This is a genomic window from Pirellulaceae bacterium, from assembly GCA_019636385.1.
Lineage (GTDB): Bacteria > Planctomycetota > Planctomycetia > Pirellulales > Pirellulaceae > Aureliella.
The window spans coordinates 201,880-217,717 of sequence record JAHBXT010000005.1 but is presented as its reverse complement, the minus strand read 5'-3'; the positions used below and the strand labels follow the sequence as shown (position 1 = coordinate 217,717).

13 protein-coding genes are annotated in these 15,838 nt (G+C 55.5%); 8 read left to right on the top strand and 5 right to left on the bottom strand.

Annotated elements, in window-relative coordinates:
* Window positions 1-373: 373 nt before the first annotated feature.
* The 4 genes from KF752_18500 to KF752_18485 all read right to left on the bottom strand — a co-directional run bounded on the left by KF752_18500 (window position 374) and on the right by KF752_18485 (window position 5,710).
* Window positions 374-889: a hypothetical protein gene (locus KF752_18500; GenBank protein ID MBX3423551.1), complete on the bottom strand. Its 516-nt coding sequence runs from the start codon at window positions 887-889 to the stop codon at window positions 374-376.
* Window positions 890-1,197: 308 nt separating this feature from the next.
* Entirely contained in the window at window positions 1,198-2,838 is a 1,641-nt protein-coding gene (locus KF752_18495; protein MBX3423550.1) for an ABC transporter permease subunit, read from the bottom strand.
* Window positions 2,839-2,848: 10 nt separating this feature from the next.
* Window positions 2,849-4,681: an adenylate/guanylate cyclase domain-containing protein gene (locus KF752_18490; GenBank protein ID MBX3423549.1), complete on the bottom strand. Its 1,833-nt coding sequence runs from the start codon at window positions 4,679-4,681 to the stop codon at window positions 2,849-2,851.
* A gap of 24 nt (window positions 4,682-4,705) precedes the next feature.
* Entirely contained in the window at window positions 4,706-5,710 is a 1,005-nt protein-coding gene (locus KF752_18485; protein ID MBX3423548.1) for an oxidoreductase, read from the bottom strand.
* A 389-nt stretch (window positions 5,711-6,099) separates the two neighbouring features.
* On the opposite strand from KF752_18485, the gene KF752_18480 reads away from it, so the two are divergent.
* The 4 genes from KF752_18480 to KF752_18465 all read left to right on the top strand — a co-directional run bounded on the left by KF752_18480 (window position 6,100) and on the right by KF752_18465 (window position 10,035).
* Window positions 6,100-7,128: an aspartate-semialdehyde dehydrogenase gene (locus KF752_18480; protein MBX3423547.1), complete on the top strand. Its 1,029-nt coding sequence runs from the start codon at window positions 6,100-6,102 to the stop codon at window positions 7,126-7,128.
* Between the two features lie 57 nt (window positions 7,129-7,185).
* Window positions 7,186-8,019 carry a tRNA pseudouridine(38-40) synthase TruA gene (truA, locus tag KF752_18475; protein MBX3423546.1) on the top strand — a complete coding sequence of 278 codons (834 nt, stop codon included), beginning with the start codon at window positions 7,186-7,188 and terminating at the stop codon, window positions 8,017-8,019.
* A 67-nt stretch (window positions 8,020-8,086) separates the two neighbouring features.
* The gene (locus tag KF752_18470; GenBank protein ID MBX3423545.1) at window positions 8,087-9,067 is read left to right on the top strand and encodes a serine/threonine protein kinase; all 981 of its coding nucleotides are present in this window, start codon (window positions 8,087-8,089) and stop codon (window positions 9,065-9,067) included.
* Entirely contained in the window at window positions 9,064-10,035 is a 972-nt protein-coding gene (locus tag KF752_18465; protein ID MBX3423544.1) for an acetyl-CoA carboxylase carboxyltransferase subunit alpha, read from the top strand. Before KF752_18470 ends, KF752_18465 begins: the two co-directional genes overlap by 4 nt.
* Window positions 10,036-10,142: 107 nt before the next feature.
* On the opposite strand, the gene KF752_18460 is transcribed toward KF752_18465, so the two are convergent.
* Window positions 10,143-10,838, bottom strand: coding sequence for a CvpA family protein (locus KF752_18460; protein MBX3423543.1), 696 nt, complete (start codon window positions 10,836-10,838; stop codon window positions 10,143-10,145).
* A gap of 434 nt (window positions 10,839-11,272) precedes the next feature.
* Between KF752_18460 and KF752_18455 the strand changes: the two genes are divergently transcribed.
* The 4 genes from KF752_18455 (at window position 11,273) to KF752_18440 (ending at window position 15,819) form a co-directional block, all read left to right on the top strand.
* Window positions 11,273-12,154, top strand: a complete 882-nt coding sequence (locus KF752_18455) for a metal-dependent hydrolase (GenBank protein MBX3423542.1) — start codon at window positions 11,273-11,275, stop codon at window positions 12,152-12,154.
* Between the two features lie 87 nt (window positions 12,155-12,241).
* Window positions 12,242-13,282 carry a substrate-binding domain-containing protein gene (locus KF752_18450; GenBank protein ID MBX3423541.1) on the top strand — a complete coding sequence of 347 codons (1,041 nt, stop codon included), beginning with the start codon at window positions 12,242-12,244 and terminating at the stop codon, window positions 13,280-13,282.
* Window positions 13,279-14,814 carry a sugar ABC transporter ATP-binding protein gene (locus tag KF752_18445; GenBank protein MBX3423540.1) on the top strand — a complete coding sequence of 512 codons (1,536 nt, stop codon included), beginning with the start codon at window positions 13,279-13,281 and terminating at the stop codon, window positions 14,812-14,814. Before KF752_18450 ends, KF752_18445 begins: the two co-directional genes overlap by 4 nt.
* Window positions 14,815-14,826: 12 nt before the next feature.
* Complete coding sequence (locus tag KF752_18440; GenBank protein MBX3423539.1) at window positions 14,827-15,819, top strand: ABC transporter permease; 993 nt, start codon at window positions 14,827-14,829, stop codon at window positions 15,817-15,819.
* Window positions 15,820-15,838 lie beyond the last annotated feature (19 nt).

Genomic DNA, 15,838 nt, shown 5'->3' with positions numbered 1-15,838 from the left:
AACTGGCCTGTGGTGTTTTGGTTAAAGATGGGGAAGGGCAGGGTGTTTCTGCAGGCCGCTGCGTGAGCGAGGAACAAGTTGCGAAGAATAGCAGGCGATTAAAAGTATGCCATACCTCGCGCTGACGCTTTTGAGGTTGCGCAGTTCATGTTTAATCGCCCGGAAACGCCCCATGAACTGGTGGTTCGTACTCGTACTCAGCCCCTGGCGGTACTCGTATTTCTACTCGAACAGTGCATTTCGAGTACGATCATGAGTACCATTTCATTGAGTCAAGTACGATTCCCAGGCAAAAAATCGCACCTTCAAAACAGCCGCTGCGGGTAACGATTGAAAACCTGGGCGCTCGGAACGCTCTAATGTCAATTGGCAATTACTGTACGCCAAGCTGCCTATCCAGGAATCTTTCCAGCGTGCTACTGCCGCCGCCCACCACGATGATGTGGTCGCGAGCATGCAGGGCGTAGTTGGTTACTGGACTGGACGACTGACCTTTAGAGCTCAGCTGCAAATCAAGCCGCACTGGTGGCTGAGCGCCATTGGGGCGCATGATGTACACGTTGCAAGCGCCCAATTGATCGGACCACCTCATTCGCTGGGCGAGGTCTTCTACAGTCACCGCACGATCCGACGGTAGTGTAATGGCCGTCAGGTGCGGTTCTGGATTGCGGACTTCAACTACGATACTGTTGGCATCTACCGTCAGTGAATCGGGCAGCGGGCTGGGCATGCCGCCGGGAGGCACTGAAAAGCCTTGCGCTTTCAGCAGGCTGGTATCGTACAAAGATTCCTTCTTGGCCCCCAACAGTCCGGTTAGCGTTAGGCAGCCGCTTTGGGTCACCAACAATAGGGATCCCAGCGCGAGTGTTGATCGAAGTGCATAGCTCATCGGCATCCTTTCCGTTCATCGGCGGCAATCCGCCCTTGCTTTAATATCGGCAAAAGAACTTGAACAGATTGAATCTGCGCCGCAAAGTCCGCCAATCTGTTGTAGTCTTTGCTAGCAAGAGGGAAGGATTGAGAAGGGATAAATGAAAACTGATAATGGGGAAGGAGTGATGTGGAACTCGAGAGTCTGATTGGGGCCAACAGACTACTCTGTACTCAGTACTCGAAAACCCTGCGGCGTGGTCGGTACCCAGCAGCCGATTATCAATATGTCCATGATCAGTATTCCATTTTGAATCAATCAGCCCCCTATCGCCCTGTCATTCCCCAGCGGTTGCCCAGGACGGCGATCAGAATACCCCAGGCGGTGGCAATCAAGGTTCCAGTGACTGCCAAGTACGACAAGACCACCAGCCAATCACCGCCGTTGCCTGATGCACCTTCGGCACCAGGTATAACGTTAGAATCCAGGGGGACCCAGAAACAGGTCATCAACGGACTAGCGACTCCGATCCGGTTCAGGCCAGTCAACCCCTGCCACTGGCCGACCGTCTCGCTCAAATACCAAACAGCCACTGGCAAGAAATAGACCGCCAACAGTACGGAGTAGCTCGTCAGCATCGCCACCGATGTCTTTCGGCTGAGGGCAGAACACACTAGGGCGCTGACTGAATTGAATGCGGCCGCTAAGGTTACGATGGCAAACAAGGCTAGAATTGACAGCCAGTTGCTGCCGAAGACGGCCATGTTCAGCACCAAAGCCAGTACGATGGGCCACAGCAAAAACAGAGTCAGCACATAGGACACGCGAAAGCCTGCCAACAGCTTACCCCAGATAATCTGCCCCGGTCGAAGTTGAGTGGTCAGCAACAGTTCCAGCGTTTGCCGCTCGCGCTCGCTAGTCAAGCTGCCTGCGGAGAAAACTGGAGCAACCAGAATATTAAACACGATGACGTAACAGAAATACCAGGCGCAGTAGCGCGGAGCAATAAACAGCAGATAGCCCATCAACGGTATGGCCAGCAACATGCTGATTTGAATCACCAAGCGCAACATTAGCGTGCCTTGACTGAACAGCTCTGCGTGAATCTCCTTGTCGTACACCGGATTGGCGTCATCGCGCATCAGCGCCAGGCGGCGTGGCGGAGCAAACAAGCGATCGGGAAATTGGTCGCGCTGAATAATCATGCCCACTGCATGCTTGGTCTCTTCCTCCAGATCGACCACTTCCTTACCTTCGCTGCCGACATCGGGCGGATACAGAAGACGTCGGGCCGTCCAGTGGCATAAGACTCCGCTGACTCCCAAGTAGATGGGCGGCAAAACGAACACCGTTAGAAACAGTCGTACATCGCCGTTACTGGCCAGACCGCGCCAAAACAGAGCACCAGCGATTGCCAACGGAAAAATCAGCAAGTACGTCACGACCAGCGAAGCTGCCGTGCGACGAAATACGCAACTACATGCCAGACCAATCGAACCGAATAACACCACCGAGATCATCAACCACAAGTAAGCCGCCAGCAACTCCCAAATACTGACGCCGCCCAGCGGCAAAGCCAACATGATGATCGGCAGTGACGCGATGATTAGCACGACCAAGTGAGTTAACGATGCCACCAGTTTGCCGATTACAATCGCCCACGGCCTGAGCGGACTGGCCAACAGCATTTCGTAGGTCTTGCGTTCCTTCTCGCCGCTGATTGCACCAGCTGCAAATGTGGGAGCCATCAGTGATGCCAAGATGTACTGTCCCAAGAAGAATAGATCAACCAGTTGCAAAGCTATAGACGAATCGGTCGACAGATCGACTCGCTGTCCCGATGGGTAGACCATCAACAGCACGCTGGCCAGAGCCAACTGATAGACCAACATCAACACAAACCCCCGCGCCGCTCGCAGATTCGTCAACAACTCGCGTTGCAAAACAGGGTTTTCAATGACATACATTCAGCACGCCTTATTTACTGGGCAATCGAATGATCCCGTCCCAATTGACTGGTGCCGTACGATGGTGCTGCGCGATTTGGAAGGTAATAAAATCCTTGACTTGATCTTCTGCCGGCACCTCGTGCAGCAAGCGAAAAGCATCTTGCCACTGGCCTCTCAAAAAACAATCCAGCGCGCGTTCGTACCTGAGAAGGTGCTCGTCCGTCAGAATACAATCTGGCCCTGCGGGTGGCAATAATTCACTGACTACCAGGGGAGTCGTCATACCGTACGGCAAAATACGAGCGACGCGGCGTACCCGCAGTTCGGTGGACGATGCGTGACTTCGTACCCACTGAGCAGTAGCTTCGTCAATCAAGATGGAAGCACGCAGTTGCCGAGTCATACTCTCCAACCGCGATGCCAGATTGACGACTGGTCCAAACACCGTGACCTTCACTTGATCCGCCGTACCGATCCTGCCGGCGACCGCTGGTCCGGTGGCAATTCCTAGACCTGCCAAAAAATTAGCCAGCGGATGATCTGGTTCGGCGGCTGAGCGCAAGAATTCGCGTCGAATCTCGACGGCTGCTTGACATGTTTTTTGGATGTAAGACGAATCAGCCAGGGGCCAACCCCAAAAGCCCATGGCAGCATCGCCATGAAAATCGCCCACCACGCCCCCACCGGCCAGAATATGGTGCGTCATGACTCCCAACGCACCGCTAACGCGTTGCAGCAGTTCAAGTAACTCGTCGGCTGCCTCGCTGTGTTTGGAAAAGCCTTGCAGATCACAAAACAGTACGGAGACGTTGGTTTGGCGCGGAGCCAACACTTGGTCTGGGTCACGGCCCGACAGCGCACTCAAAACGACGGGGGCAAAGAAGTTGCTCAGACTATCTTGACGTCGCTGCAACATCCTTACTTGGCGCAAGGCACCCAGGGTGGTCGCGGCTAGCTCGGTAAACTTCAAGTCGTCTTGCAATTGATCGGCGGCCGGCATCTCGATGCTCAAAAGCCCGGCGGAGGGGAAGTCTCCGGCCACGTAGATCGCCCAACCGGGGCAAGAGTCCGACAATACGGGCGTACAAAATGCCCAATCTACGTTCTCACTTTGTGTAAAATCATTTGCATCGCTAATCGAGCGATTCCAAACATGCAGCACGCTTTGACCCGAGCGTTCAGCGGCTTTAACCAAGCTGACGCTGGGCGAAAACTCTCGACCGGCCAGCGATCGACAATCCCAGTGCAAAACCTCCAAGGCAAGGCGAGTATCCAACTGCTTAGATACTTTGCCGCTGTTGGTCTGTTGATCATCACTGGCTGCGCCTGCTGTTATCAGCCGCACGATGGCCACGAAGCTAGCTTGGGGTACGCCTTCCAGCAGCAGGTTAACAACTCGGCTGCACAATTCTGAGTCGTCTGAGGCACCGGCGATGATTTCGGGCAGTTTGCCGAGGGCTTCGATGCGCCGGCCAGCATCCTTGTATTTATTCTGACGCAGTGCCTGCGCAGAAAAAGTTTGCTCGGCCACAGCAGGCGAAAGCACCTGCGAGAAATTGACTTGTTGATCGATCAATGTGAAGGTTGTCTGGCCGATGACAAAGTGTTCTCCAATGTCCACTTCAAACTGGTCGCATTGACGTCCCTGAAAGAAGATGGCGTTGCGAGAGTCGGGCAGCCGAGTGACTTGCAGGCGAGTGCCGTTCCATACAAGCGTGGCGTGTTGCCGAGAGATACGATCATCCCAGCGCACCGCCCAGGGTTGACTGGTGCGTCCCAGGATGGATTCCACCGGCTGATCCGGCAACGCGCGCCGCCAGCGATCTTGAGGGCGGCGTCCTTGGGCAATCAGGTCCGGCATGGACGCAATCCAAACTGCTGCTAACTACTTTTGGCAATTGACTACGATACGTCCCGCAACTTGTCCGTTGGCCATCCGCGGAACATAGTCCAATAGTTCCTCCAGACCCACTTCGCGTACCAACACATCCAGCTTTCCGGGCTTCCAGTCGCTGGCCAGTCTTTTCCAGAGATCAACGCGAATGTCCGATGGACAATCCGCCGAAGCGGCACCACACAAATTGACACCACGCAGCAAGAAGGGATAGACCGACATCTCTAACTGCACACCGGCCACCAAGCCACACGCTGCCACGCAACCGCCGTAGCGGGTGGACTTGACGAGGCTACTCAAGATGGTTCCTCCAACGGTGTCGATCGCGCCTGCCCACTTGGCCGATTGCAGAGGTCGCGACGCGTCGCCAGCGGTCACCTCCTCGCGCGAAATTACCTGACTTGCTCCAATGGCTCGCAGTGCATCGGCCTGCTCCGGCTTGCCAGTAACCGCCACCGTTTGGTACCCGTTCTGGGCTAATAACCGTACCGCCAAACTTCCAACCGCACCTGTAGCGCCAGTGACGACCACCGGTCCGCTGCTCGGAACAGTGCCGTTGCGCTGCAGAGCCTGAAGACATTGTGCGGCGGTAAAGCCTGCTGTACCAATGAACATCGACTCGAATAGGCTGAGCGAATCCGGCAGCTTGATGACCCAACTGGCTGGTACCTGAGCGAACTCGGCCCAGCCCCCCCAATGACTTTGCCCCAGTTCATAACCGGTAACCAGCACCTGATCACCCTCTGCATATTCGGGGTCAGAGCTGGCGACGACAGTACCGGCCAAGTCGATTCCGGGCACATGCGGCAGGCTGCGGATAACGCCGCGATGTCCCTGGCAGGCGAGAACGTCTTTGTAATTCAGCGACGAATAGGCGATGCGGATCGTCACCTCGCCTTGGGGAAACCGCGAGGCAGCTATATTCTGCACCGACGGCTGCGGGACGTCATTAACCTTGTCCACAAAGATACAACGGATGCTGTCTGGAACCGCCATGCGACCTTCCTAATTGAGTTAGCTGTCAGAGCCGTAAATTCAGATTCTTGCACCCACGGTCGCCAGAAAGAAGCCCATTTCTGGTAGCAACGGTCGCCAGACCGTGGTTTTCGTGCCAGCATTGACTCTCTGGCCAGAGTAGCTGCGCCGAACCCATAATATAGTATCTTTGTCTCGAGAGCAGGAGGTAGATGTCGTAGCGTTGGGGGTGAATTGATGCAGTCTTCAAGGCTGCACCCAGGGGCTGGGCGGGGCAGGGGGGTCGACCCGTCCGTTGATTCAATAGACACTTTTCTTCACCCAGCCTGTCGGCCCTTTGCGACCGGCGGATCGTCAACTAAACTCTCAGTCCGCAGGCTGTAGATGCATCGAAAACGAGGAAACTGAACGTGATTAAGACTTTGGCAGTTGTGGGCGCAACCGGCGCCGTAGGACAGATCGTTTTACAGGAGATTCAAGAGCAGGGGCTCCAATACGGGCAGCTCAAGCTGTTGGCCTCAGCGCGTTCTGCCGGCAAGACAGTGAACGTTGGTGGCCAGACCATCGAGGTCGAATTGTTGCAACCCAGCGCTTTTGACGGTGTCGACGTGGTCATCGCCAGCACTCCGGATGAAGTGGCCGCCGAATTCGTACCCTGGGCGGTCGAGCGTGGGGCGATCGTGGTCGACGAAAGTGCGTACTATCGCATGGACCCCAAAGTGCCATTGGTTGTCCCCGAAGTCAACCCTGAAGCCATCCAGCAGCATCAAGGCATCATCGCCAGCCCAAATTGCAGCACGACGCAGATGGTCGTGGCCCTCAAGCCGCTGATGGATGCCGCCGGCCTGCGACGCGTGATTGTCAGTACCTATCAAGCTGTCAGCGGCGCTGGCTTGGCGGCTCAACAAGAACTGCTGCACAACACCAAGGCTCATCTCAACGGTCAGCCGGCGGCCATCCAGAATTTTCAGTATGACATCGCGCTCAATCTAATTCCCCAAATCGGCTCGCACAAGCAAGACGGATTCACGTCCGAAGAAATGAAAATGGTCTTCGAGACGCACAAGATTTTGGGCAACGATCAAATCAAGATCAACGCCACCTGCGTGCGTGTGCCGGTGCTGATTGGACACAGCGAGTCGATCTACTGCGAAACGCAGCAACCCCTGACGCTTGGACAAATCACGGAACTATTTCGTCAAGCTCCGGGGATCACGCTAATTGATGATCTGCCCGGCAAGAAGTATCCAATGCCGCGCGACTGCGCTCACAAGCCAGATGTCTTCATCGGCCGCGTTCGCAAGGATCGCGACGAGCCGTGTGGAATTAGCTTCTGGTGCGTAAGCGATAACCTGCGCAAAGGCGCGGCCACCAACGCAGTGCAAATCGGCAAGCTGCTGAGCCAGCCAGCCGCTGCCGTCGTTGGGGCAGGGCGATAAGCAGATGCCAAGAGCCGCGCAGCCTATCCTGGAGCGCTTCGCGCATTGGCGATGAGCATGACAGATGAACCTCAAGTGGAAAGCGGAGCAGGGGGGCGCAACTGGCCACAGCGGGCGTTCTTGCTAACGGTGGCCTACGACGGAGCACCCTACTGCGGTTGGCAATATCAGCCGGGACTGCCCTCTGTTCAGAAAACTTTGGAGACGGCCTTGGAAGCTGTGCTGGGACAGCCGGTGCGCGCCCTGGCCAGCAGTCGAACCGATACCGGCGTTCATGCGGTCGGGCAAGCGGTTATCGTGCGCACGACTGGCTGGCGGGCGGCCGCTGACCGACTACCTTTTGCCTTGAACATCCATTTGCCCGGCAGCATCGTGGTCCGCGCGGCTCGCGAAGTCTCTCTGAAGTTGCATCCGCTACGGGGCAACTCCGGCAAGCGTTACCGATACCAGGTGTACAATTCACGCTTTGGCGATCCCTTGGGCTCCAAATCACACTGGTGGGTTCGCCAGCGAGTCTCACTGGAGGCCATGCAGGAGGCGACCAAATTGCTCGTAGGCACCCACGATTTCTATAGCTTTCAATCATCCGGTAGCCCACGCTCCAGTACCGTGCGTACCATTCAGCACTTGACGATCGACGGTCAGGCTCACCTGGACGGGCGATTGCTGACGTTCCACGTTCAGGCCAACGGATTCCTGTACAATATGGTGCGAAATATTGTCGGAACCTTGATCCAAGTTGGCGTTGGTCACCAGTCACCACAATGGGTTGCCGAGGTATTGACTGCCAAGAACCGACAAGCGGCTGGGGCGGCAGCGCCGCCGCAAGGATTGACGTTGATGGAAGTCTACTTCGATTCCGATCTCGCGTCCTTGGACCGAACCGTTTAAGCTCGTCACTCTTCGCAGGTGCCACGCCACGCCGTTTCACACTAATCCAACGCCAGAAAGCTGACCGATGACCAAAGTTCGCGACTTTCTAGGACCATATCGGCTGACTCGCTTGATTCGGATGGGCAGTTCCTGTCAGGTCTGGGAAGCCATTGAAGCCAATACCAACCAGCGATTCGCACTGAAAGTCTTGCGAGAGGACTTTCGCAATAGCAAGGAAGAGGTTGGGTTCCTAAAAAACGAGTTCGAAATTGCCAGTACACTGACGCACCCCTGTATTATCAAGATTCACGATCTGGTGCTGGACAAGAATTTGCCGCCGTTCTTGGTGCTGGAATTGTTCAGTGAACTGAATATCAAACAAGCCATGCGCCGCGGACCCGAGTCGATCGCCTACATGTTGAACCGAATTATCGAACAGTCGATTGAAGGACTGTATTATATGCACAGTCAGGGGTGGGTGCATTGCGACATCAAACCCGACAACTTCTTGGTGTCTCGCGATGGCGACGTCAAACTGATCGACTTCACGATTTCGCAGAAAATTAAAACTGGCTTTGCCAAGTGGTTTAGCAGCAAGCCCAAGAACATTTCTGGCACACGCAGCTACATGTCACCCGAGCAGATTCGTGGCCAAGCGTTGGACCCACGCTCGGACATCTACAGTTTTGGCTGCGTGCTGTACGAGCTAGTGACTGGTAAGCCACCGTTTACCGGTTCGAGCCCCAGTGAATTATTAAACAAACATCTGTCAGCCCCGATACCGTCGCCGCTAGTGTTGAACGACAACGTCACCTCTGAGTATGCGGCTGTCATTCGAGCGACGATGGCCAAGAAGCCCGAAGACCGCCCCGCGTCGATGTGGGAGTTGCTCAAGACACTCAGAGCGACCAAGGTCTTCAAGAAGCCGCCTCGCATTCCTGAGATCAACGTGTTCGACGACATCCCTACGGCAGGTCGTGTGCACAACCAGGAGCAGGTATCGCAAATGGCAGCACGACCAGACGACCATGGAACATCGCCCCCCTCAGGAGCCAAGCCATCATGAGTTTAGCAGCCAACGACGATTTTGAAGCGCCATTACTGGAACTGGAATCGCGAATTCAGAAACTCTTGCAACATCCTCCGGGCAACGAAGAGGTGGAACAGCAAATCATTGCGCTGCGACGCGAGTGGAATCAACTGACTCAGCAGGTCTACGCGCAATTGACTCCCTGGCAGATTGTTCAAGTATCGCGACACAAGGATCGTCCGTACACCCGCGACTATTTGAATTTGGCCTTCGAAGAGTTTGTTGAACTACACGGCGATCGCAATTTCGGCGACGATCGAGCCATACTGACTGGCTTCGCCAAGATCGATCAGTTCAAAGTGATGATCGTTGGCCATCAAAAGGGGCGCACCTACAAAGATCGCGCCGCCTGCAACTTTGGCTGCGCGCACCCTGAAGGCTACCGTAAGGCCATGGCCAAAATGCGGTTGGCTGAGAAATTTCACATGCCGATCATCACCTTTATTGACACTCCAGGGGCTTATCCGGGCGTGGGTGCCGAAGAACGTGGACAGGCGCAGGTAATCGCTGAAAACATGTTTCAGATGAGCCAACTCAAGACGCCCATCATTTGTGTTGTGATTGGCGAAGGTGGTTCAGGCGGTGCCTTGGGAATAGGCGTTGGAGACCGCATAGCCGTGTTGCAATTCGCTTACTATTCGGTTATCAGCCCCGAAGGCTGTGCCGGCATTTTGTGGAAGAGCCACCAGCACGCGCCGCGAGCCGCTCAGGCGCTCCGCTGTACCTCCGGTCATTTGCTGGAGCTGGGCGTGATCGACGACGTGATCGAAGAACCGCTGGGCGGCGCGCATCGCGACCATCACAAGATGGCGGCGAGGCTGAAGAGCTATCTCGTTTCAGCGCTGCGCCAACTGACGACCGAGCGCCCCGAGGATTTGATCCAACAGCGCTACGAAAAGTTTCGGCGGATGGGTGTGTATCTGGAAGACACAGCATCAATCTGATCTGCCGAATACCAAACTCCGCTCGAATTACAGCGGGTTTATCGCCCCAACACCAACGTCCGATAATGTTTCTTATGTTCGGTTGGAACCCTGGATTTCCTTGGGTTTTAGCGCGGAAAGACACCCGCCGGTTGTTGCGCTTGTTGCTGCCCGCTCCAGGACCCGCCCAAGCCAGGACCGGGAAATCCATAGTCGTTGCCGCCACCAAGTCCACCAACATTGGCTGGCCGCAGACCGCCTGGCAATGTCCAATCCTCCGCAGTACTCGCCGGTTGACTAGGTGTACCACCTTGCTTGAGCTGATCGTCCAGTTTCGATAGATATGGCCCGACCACATCGCGGATCTCGCGCGGCAATACGCCCGCGCCTTTATCCAACGCCGTCGCAATGTAGTAGCCCGATCGCGATTGGCAAATCGCCGCTTGCTGCGTCTGACCCAAGAGCGACATGGCAAACATGGTAATCAGCAGGCAAAAAATCAGTCCCTTGCCAAAGCCGAACGCAGCCCCCAAATGACGGTCGAATTCTTTGAGGCGAATCTTGTCAATCACGCCGCTCATCAACCGAAATCCGACCCAGATTACGAATCCGGTCCCCACGTACAGAATCAGCATCGCCAGAAACATATTCCAGGGCGGTTGCGCGTCGATCATTTCGGCGACCTGTAGTCGATACCGATAAGCCACGACGTAGCTGACAATGATCGATGCCAACGAAGCAACTTGCCAAGCCAACCCCTTGATCGCACCAAAGATGGTCGACATTCCCAGAACTATCAACATGATCAGGTCGTAAGCCTGCATTGGGTTTTCCTCTCAACAGATGCGAAGGCGAGCTGCAGTTGAAAATTCACCATAGCCAGACGGTAGCTACATTTCTGCCGCTCTCCCAAAATCACTCCATAGCTCGGCGGACTGTAGCACATGTGGGCTTAGTGACGAATAGCGTTTGGATACGAAATTTGGGCGGCACCGACCTACTGCACGAGTGCAGCGACAAGAGTAGGGGTGCTAGCAAAACATTTTCTGCGAGTGCTCTCAACGTGGAGCTGTGATTTGTCTACATTCGCAACCCGCTGTGTTAATTTTAAGTTCCGCCCGTGGATCTGGTATCGTGCTCGTGCTCAATGACATGGTGCTGGCGCACGCAATCGAAGACCCCAGATCGAGCGCGAGCACGAGTACCGCCAAGGGCCGAGTACGAGCACGAACAATACGTTCATAAGAGTAGGTGACAAATGGCGGATTTTAAAACGCACATGCTCGTTAGCACCACGACCGGTGCGGTACTAGCAGGGGTTGGAATCCAAGCTGGCATTTCGCTGGACACTTGTCTGGTGGCCGGTGCGCTGTGCAGCGTCAGCGGCATGCTGCCGGACTTGGATAGTGACTCGGGGCGCCCACTGCGCGAGGCTACTGCGCTGAGCGCCGCAGTCGTACCGATGATGATGGTCGATCGTCTTCAACGTTTGCAGTTGGGGCACGACACGATGGTGCTGATCTCCATCGGTTCGTACATCTTGATTCGCTTTCTGATGGCCGAGATTTTTCGTCGCTACACGGTGCATCGCGGCATGTGGCACAGCCTACCAGCAGCCGCAATTTGTGGAATGATCGCCTTTTTACTGATCGCCAATGAAGATATTGGCATGCGTATCTACAAAACCGTGGCGGTCGTTTTGGGATTCCTCAGCCACCTGATTTTGGACGAAATTTGGTCGGTGGATTATCGCAGCGGTGGCTACAAATTTAAGCAGTCGTTCGGCACCGCACTCAAGCTTTGGGGCAACCGCCGCTCGGCGAATTTAGTGTCTTACGGCTTGCTCATGCTGTCAGGAATTGCGGTCTACTCGGATCAAGGTTTCATGGCGCGATATCATATCAATCCCAACGTGCCGCACACTGTCGGCGAGCTGTATGCGTCGGTAAAGCAGCGAATTGACAAACTCAAGGAACACCACGACGGCGATGCGTCAGCCGCGCAAGCCGCTTTAGCCGGGCCGAACCATCTTTCGCCCGACAGAAATACCGTTCCAACTCAAAACCAGGCCACCTCCGCCCCCGGCTTCCAGGGCTTGCCTGCCGGAAATTGGCCTGCACCGCCTAACGGCTGGAAGTAAGACGAGCGGCCACTAGAATGATGGTTCACGATCTGGCCCCCTGCCCCGCGTGCCAGCTCTTTCTCCGGCTTTTGTGGTTGAGCTCCCATGATGACGTATACCGAAAAAAGACGATTGCCCATTGTGTACTCAGTCGGCCTGCTGGTGTTGTCTGCCTGCACCGCCCTGCCCGGCTGCCGCCAGGACGAAGGTGTGGCCTCTACGGCTGTGGTCGGAAATGACAAATACACCATTCTCGACACGCGCACCGATGGATTTGATTTCAACAAAGCCAAATCACTGGCCCAGGACGCTATTACGGCCTATCCCCAAATGAGCTGCATGGTGGGATTATTTGCTTACAATCCGCCATTGATTTTGGAGGCTGTGCGCGATGCGAAACTAACAGGCAAGAAGAAAATCGTTGCCTTCGACGAAGATGCCGTCACGCTGCAGGGCATCATTGACGGCGAAATTTACGGCACCGTTGTGCAAAACCCGTACATGTATGGCTACGAGTCGGTGCGGGTCTTGGCAGGTCTTATTCGGGGCGACAATTCGGTAATGCCCGAAGGTGGATTTAAAGACATTGCCGCCCGTCAGATTCGGCAGGATCATGCTCAGGCGTTTCGCGACGAACTGCAACAGTTGCTGGCAGCTTCGCCGGTCAAACCCAGCGCCAACGCTCAGCGTCCCACTGTAGCGTTCGTGACCAACGGAATTGCATCGTTCTGGGACGTTGCTGAGAAGGGTGCCTTGGCCGCCGGACGCGATTTTGATGTGAACGTCGAAATTCGCATGCCCCCCAACGGCGTCGATGACCAGAATCGGATGGTGCAGACACTGTTGGCCAACAAGGTCGACGGCATCGCGATCAGCCCGATCGACCCCGACAATCAAACCGAACTACTCGAAGAAGCTTGCCGACGCACGCGACTGATAACACATGATTCCGACGCGCCCAACAGCCAGCGGCTGTGTTACATCGGCATGGACAACTATAAAGCCGGCCGAATGTGCGGACAGCTTATTAAAGAAGCCCTGCCAGAGGGCGGATCGATCATGCTGTTCGTCGGTCGTTTGGGTCAAGCCAACGCTCAGTTGCGCCGCCAAGGCATCATTGACGAATTGCTGGACAAGAGTCCATGAACTGGCTGCTGGAAGTCAAGCAGGTCAGCCAGCGCTATCCTGGCGTGCTGGCGTTGGACGCGATCGACCTTCAGCTTGCCACCGGCGAAGTCTTGGCCGTTGCCGGTGAGAACGGTGCCGGCAAAAGTTCGCTGATGAAAATCTTGGCTGGCGTCGAGCGGCCCAGTTCGGGTGAAATTCGCATCGCAGGCCAACCTGTAATCATTGACAGCGTTCACTCGGCGCTCAGGCACGGCATTGCCCTGATTCACCAAGAGCTAAGTCTGCTGGAGAATTTAGACGTCGGTGCCAATATCTACCTCGGCCGCGAACCACGCCGATTCGGATTGATTAACAAACGTCAGATTGCGATCCAGTCGCGGCAGTTGTTGGAGCGAGTCGGTCTGAATGTCGCCCCCCACACACTGGTCGGTGATTTGACAATCGGCCGGCAGCAGCTGGTTGAAATCGCCCGAGCGTTATCGGTCGGAGCGCGGATCATTATCATGGACGAACCCACGTCCAGCCTGTCTCCGCGCGAGGCAGATCGCCTGTTGCAAGTGGTGCGCGAACTGCGCAGCTCTGGCGTGAGCATCATTTATATTTCTCATCGTCTGGCTGAGATTGAACAACTGGCTGACCGCGCGATCGTCCTTCGTGACGGTCAGCTGGTCGGACAGTTGTCTCGCGGCCAAATCAAACATGATCGCTTGGTGCACATGATGGTCGGCCGTGATCTGGCGCGATTTTATTCGCGACACAAACACAAGCTGGGGTCAATCGCACTGGAAGCGGCCGGCATACGGACGCCGACTTGGCCGCAGCAATCGGTATCGTTTGCGATTCGCGCCGGCGAAATCGTTGGCATGGCTGGTTTGGTGGGCGCCGGTCGCAGTGAAATCTTACGCGCCCTGTTCGGCATCGATCGCAGTCTGGCCGGCAGCATTAGTATCGCTGGCCAACGCCGACACATACATTCACCTTCAGCGGCGATTGCGGCAGGAATGGCGCTTGTTCCGGAAGACCGTAAAGGTCAAGGCGTCGTGTTGCAAGCTTCAGTCGCTGAGAACATTGGCTTGGCAGGATTAAGCCGCTTTCGATGGGCAGGCGGACTGGTCAATCGTCGTACCATGGCCGAGCATTCGCGACAGATGATCGAAGAACTGAAAATCAAGACTCCGTCGCCACGACAAATTGTTCAGTATCTTTCTGGCGGGAATCAGCAAAAAGTAGTGCTTGGCAAATGGCTGTGCCTGCAACCCGCCATTGTGTTGATGGACGAGCCGACGCGCGGCATTGATATCGGTGCCAAGCACGAGATTTATGCCTTGATGGAGCGTCTAGCGAGCCAAGGAGTGGCAATCCTGTTTGTCAGCAGCGATATGGAAGAAATCCTGGGCATGTCCGACCGCGTGCTGGTGATGTGCGAAGGTGCGCTAACCGGCGAATTGACTGGGGCCGAGATTTCTGAGCAAGCCATCATGCGTTTGGCAACCGCTCGTCCCGGCGTGCACCAAGCGTCAGATTCAAATACTACCGTTCCGTCCGCTTGAGTAGCTCATCCCATGACCACAAAAAACCTAGGAATCTGCTTGCTGTTGGTTGTCGTATTCGTGTTGACCGCTGGGCTTAGCGACAATTTTCTAGATGCTTACAACCTGCGGAATCTCATCCAGCGCGCCAGCCTATATGGGTTGATTGGTGTCGGCGTTAGCTTTGTGATCATTACCGGCGGGATTGACTTGTCGATCGGCTCGGTAATCGGACTGGTGGCTAGCATCATGCCGCTGATGATGGTGACCCACCAAGTGCCTGCAGCGGTTGCGCTGTTGGTCGTACTGTTGCTATCGCTGGCGATCGGTGTCATTCATGCGTTTTTGATCGCCATCGTGCGCTTACAGCCGTTCGTGGTGACCTTGTGCGGACTGATGATCTATCGTGGCCTGGCGCGTTGGCTGACTGGAGACAATTCGCCGGGCATGGGACAGTTCAAAGCGTTACGTCAATTGTCCGTGTATCGCTTTCCCGTCGGGCAGATGACTGGACTGGGTGATTTTGAATTGCCTGTTACGCTATTGATACTGGTGGTCGTAGCGGGCTTGGCAGCTGGCTTTTTGAATCTTACTGTCTATGGTCGTTACCTGCTGGCGGTCGGTCGCAACGAGCAAGCGGCGCGCTTCACGGGCATCAATACGAAAGCGATGATTTTCGTGGCCTACATTGCTTGTTCGTTGATTACAGGGCTAGCCGGCGTATTGTTTGTGCTGGACACTCCCGCCGTTCAGCCGGACAGCTACGGGAATTTCTACGAACTGTATGCCATCGCGGCAGCTGTCCTGGGCGGCTGCAGTTTGCGCGGCGGCGAGGGTTCCATTCTCGGTGTATTGATCGGTGCGGCCATTTTGCAGCTTTTGTTCAACGCCATCGGCATACTAGGCATTCCGTCCACCATGGAATTCGCCATCGCCGGTATCGTCATTCTGGCGGGTGCCCTAGCCGACGAAGTGATGCGCAGCTGGCTAGCACGACGCCGTTTGGCCAAAGTGAAAAACTCATAGCGCTGGATGGCCCTTGACG

Coding starts and splice junctions, on each gene's coding strand:
- KF752_18445 (MBX3423540.1), top strand. CDS start 13,279: ATGAACTGGCTGCTGGAAGTCAAGCAGGTCAGCCAGCGCTATCCTGGC.
- KF752_18485 (MBX3423548.1), bottom strand. CDS start 5,710: ATGGCGGTTCCAGACAGCATCCGTTGTATCTTTGTGGACAAGGTTAAT.
- KF752_18440 (MBX3423539.1), top strand. CDS start 14,827: ATGACCACAAAAAACCTAGGAATCTGCTTGCTGTTGGTTGTCGTATTC.
- KF752_18450 (MBX3423541.1), top strand. CDS start 12,242: ATGATGACGTATACCGAAAAAAGACGATTGCCCATTGTGTACTCAGTC.
- KF752_18495 (MBX3423550.1), bottom strand. CDS start 2,838: ATGTATGTCATTGAAAACCCTGTTTTGCAACGCGAGTTGTTGACGAAT.
- KF752_18470 (MBX3423545.1), top strand. CDS start 8,087: ATGACCAAAGTTCGCGACTTTCTAGGACCATATCGGCTGACTCGCTTG.
- KF752_18460 (MBX3423543.1), bottom strand. CDS start 10,838: ATGCAGGCTTACGACCTGATCATGTTGATAGTTCTGGGAATGTCGACC.
- truA (MBX3423546.1), top strand. CDS start 7,186: ATGACAGATGAACCTCAAGTGGAAAGCGGAGCAGGGGGGCGCAACTGG.
- KF752_18455 (MBX3423542.1), top strand. CDS start 11,273: ATGGCGGATTTTAAAACGCACATGCTCGTTAGCACCACGACCGGTGCG.
- KF752_18465 (MBX3423544.1), top strand. CDS start 9,064: ATGAGTTTAGCAGCCAACGACGATTTTGAAGCGCCATTACTGGAACTG.
- KF752_18490 (MBX3423549.1), bottom strand. CDS start 4,681: ATGCCGGACCTGATTGCCCAAGGACGCCGCCCTCAAGATCGCTGGCGG.
- KF752_18500 (MBX3423551.1), bottom strand. CDS start 889: ATGAGCTATGCACTTCGATCAACACTCGCGCTGGGATCCCTATTGTTG.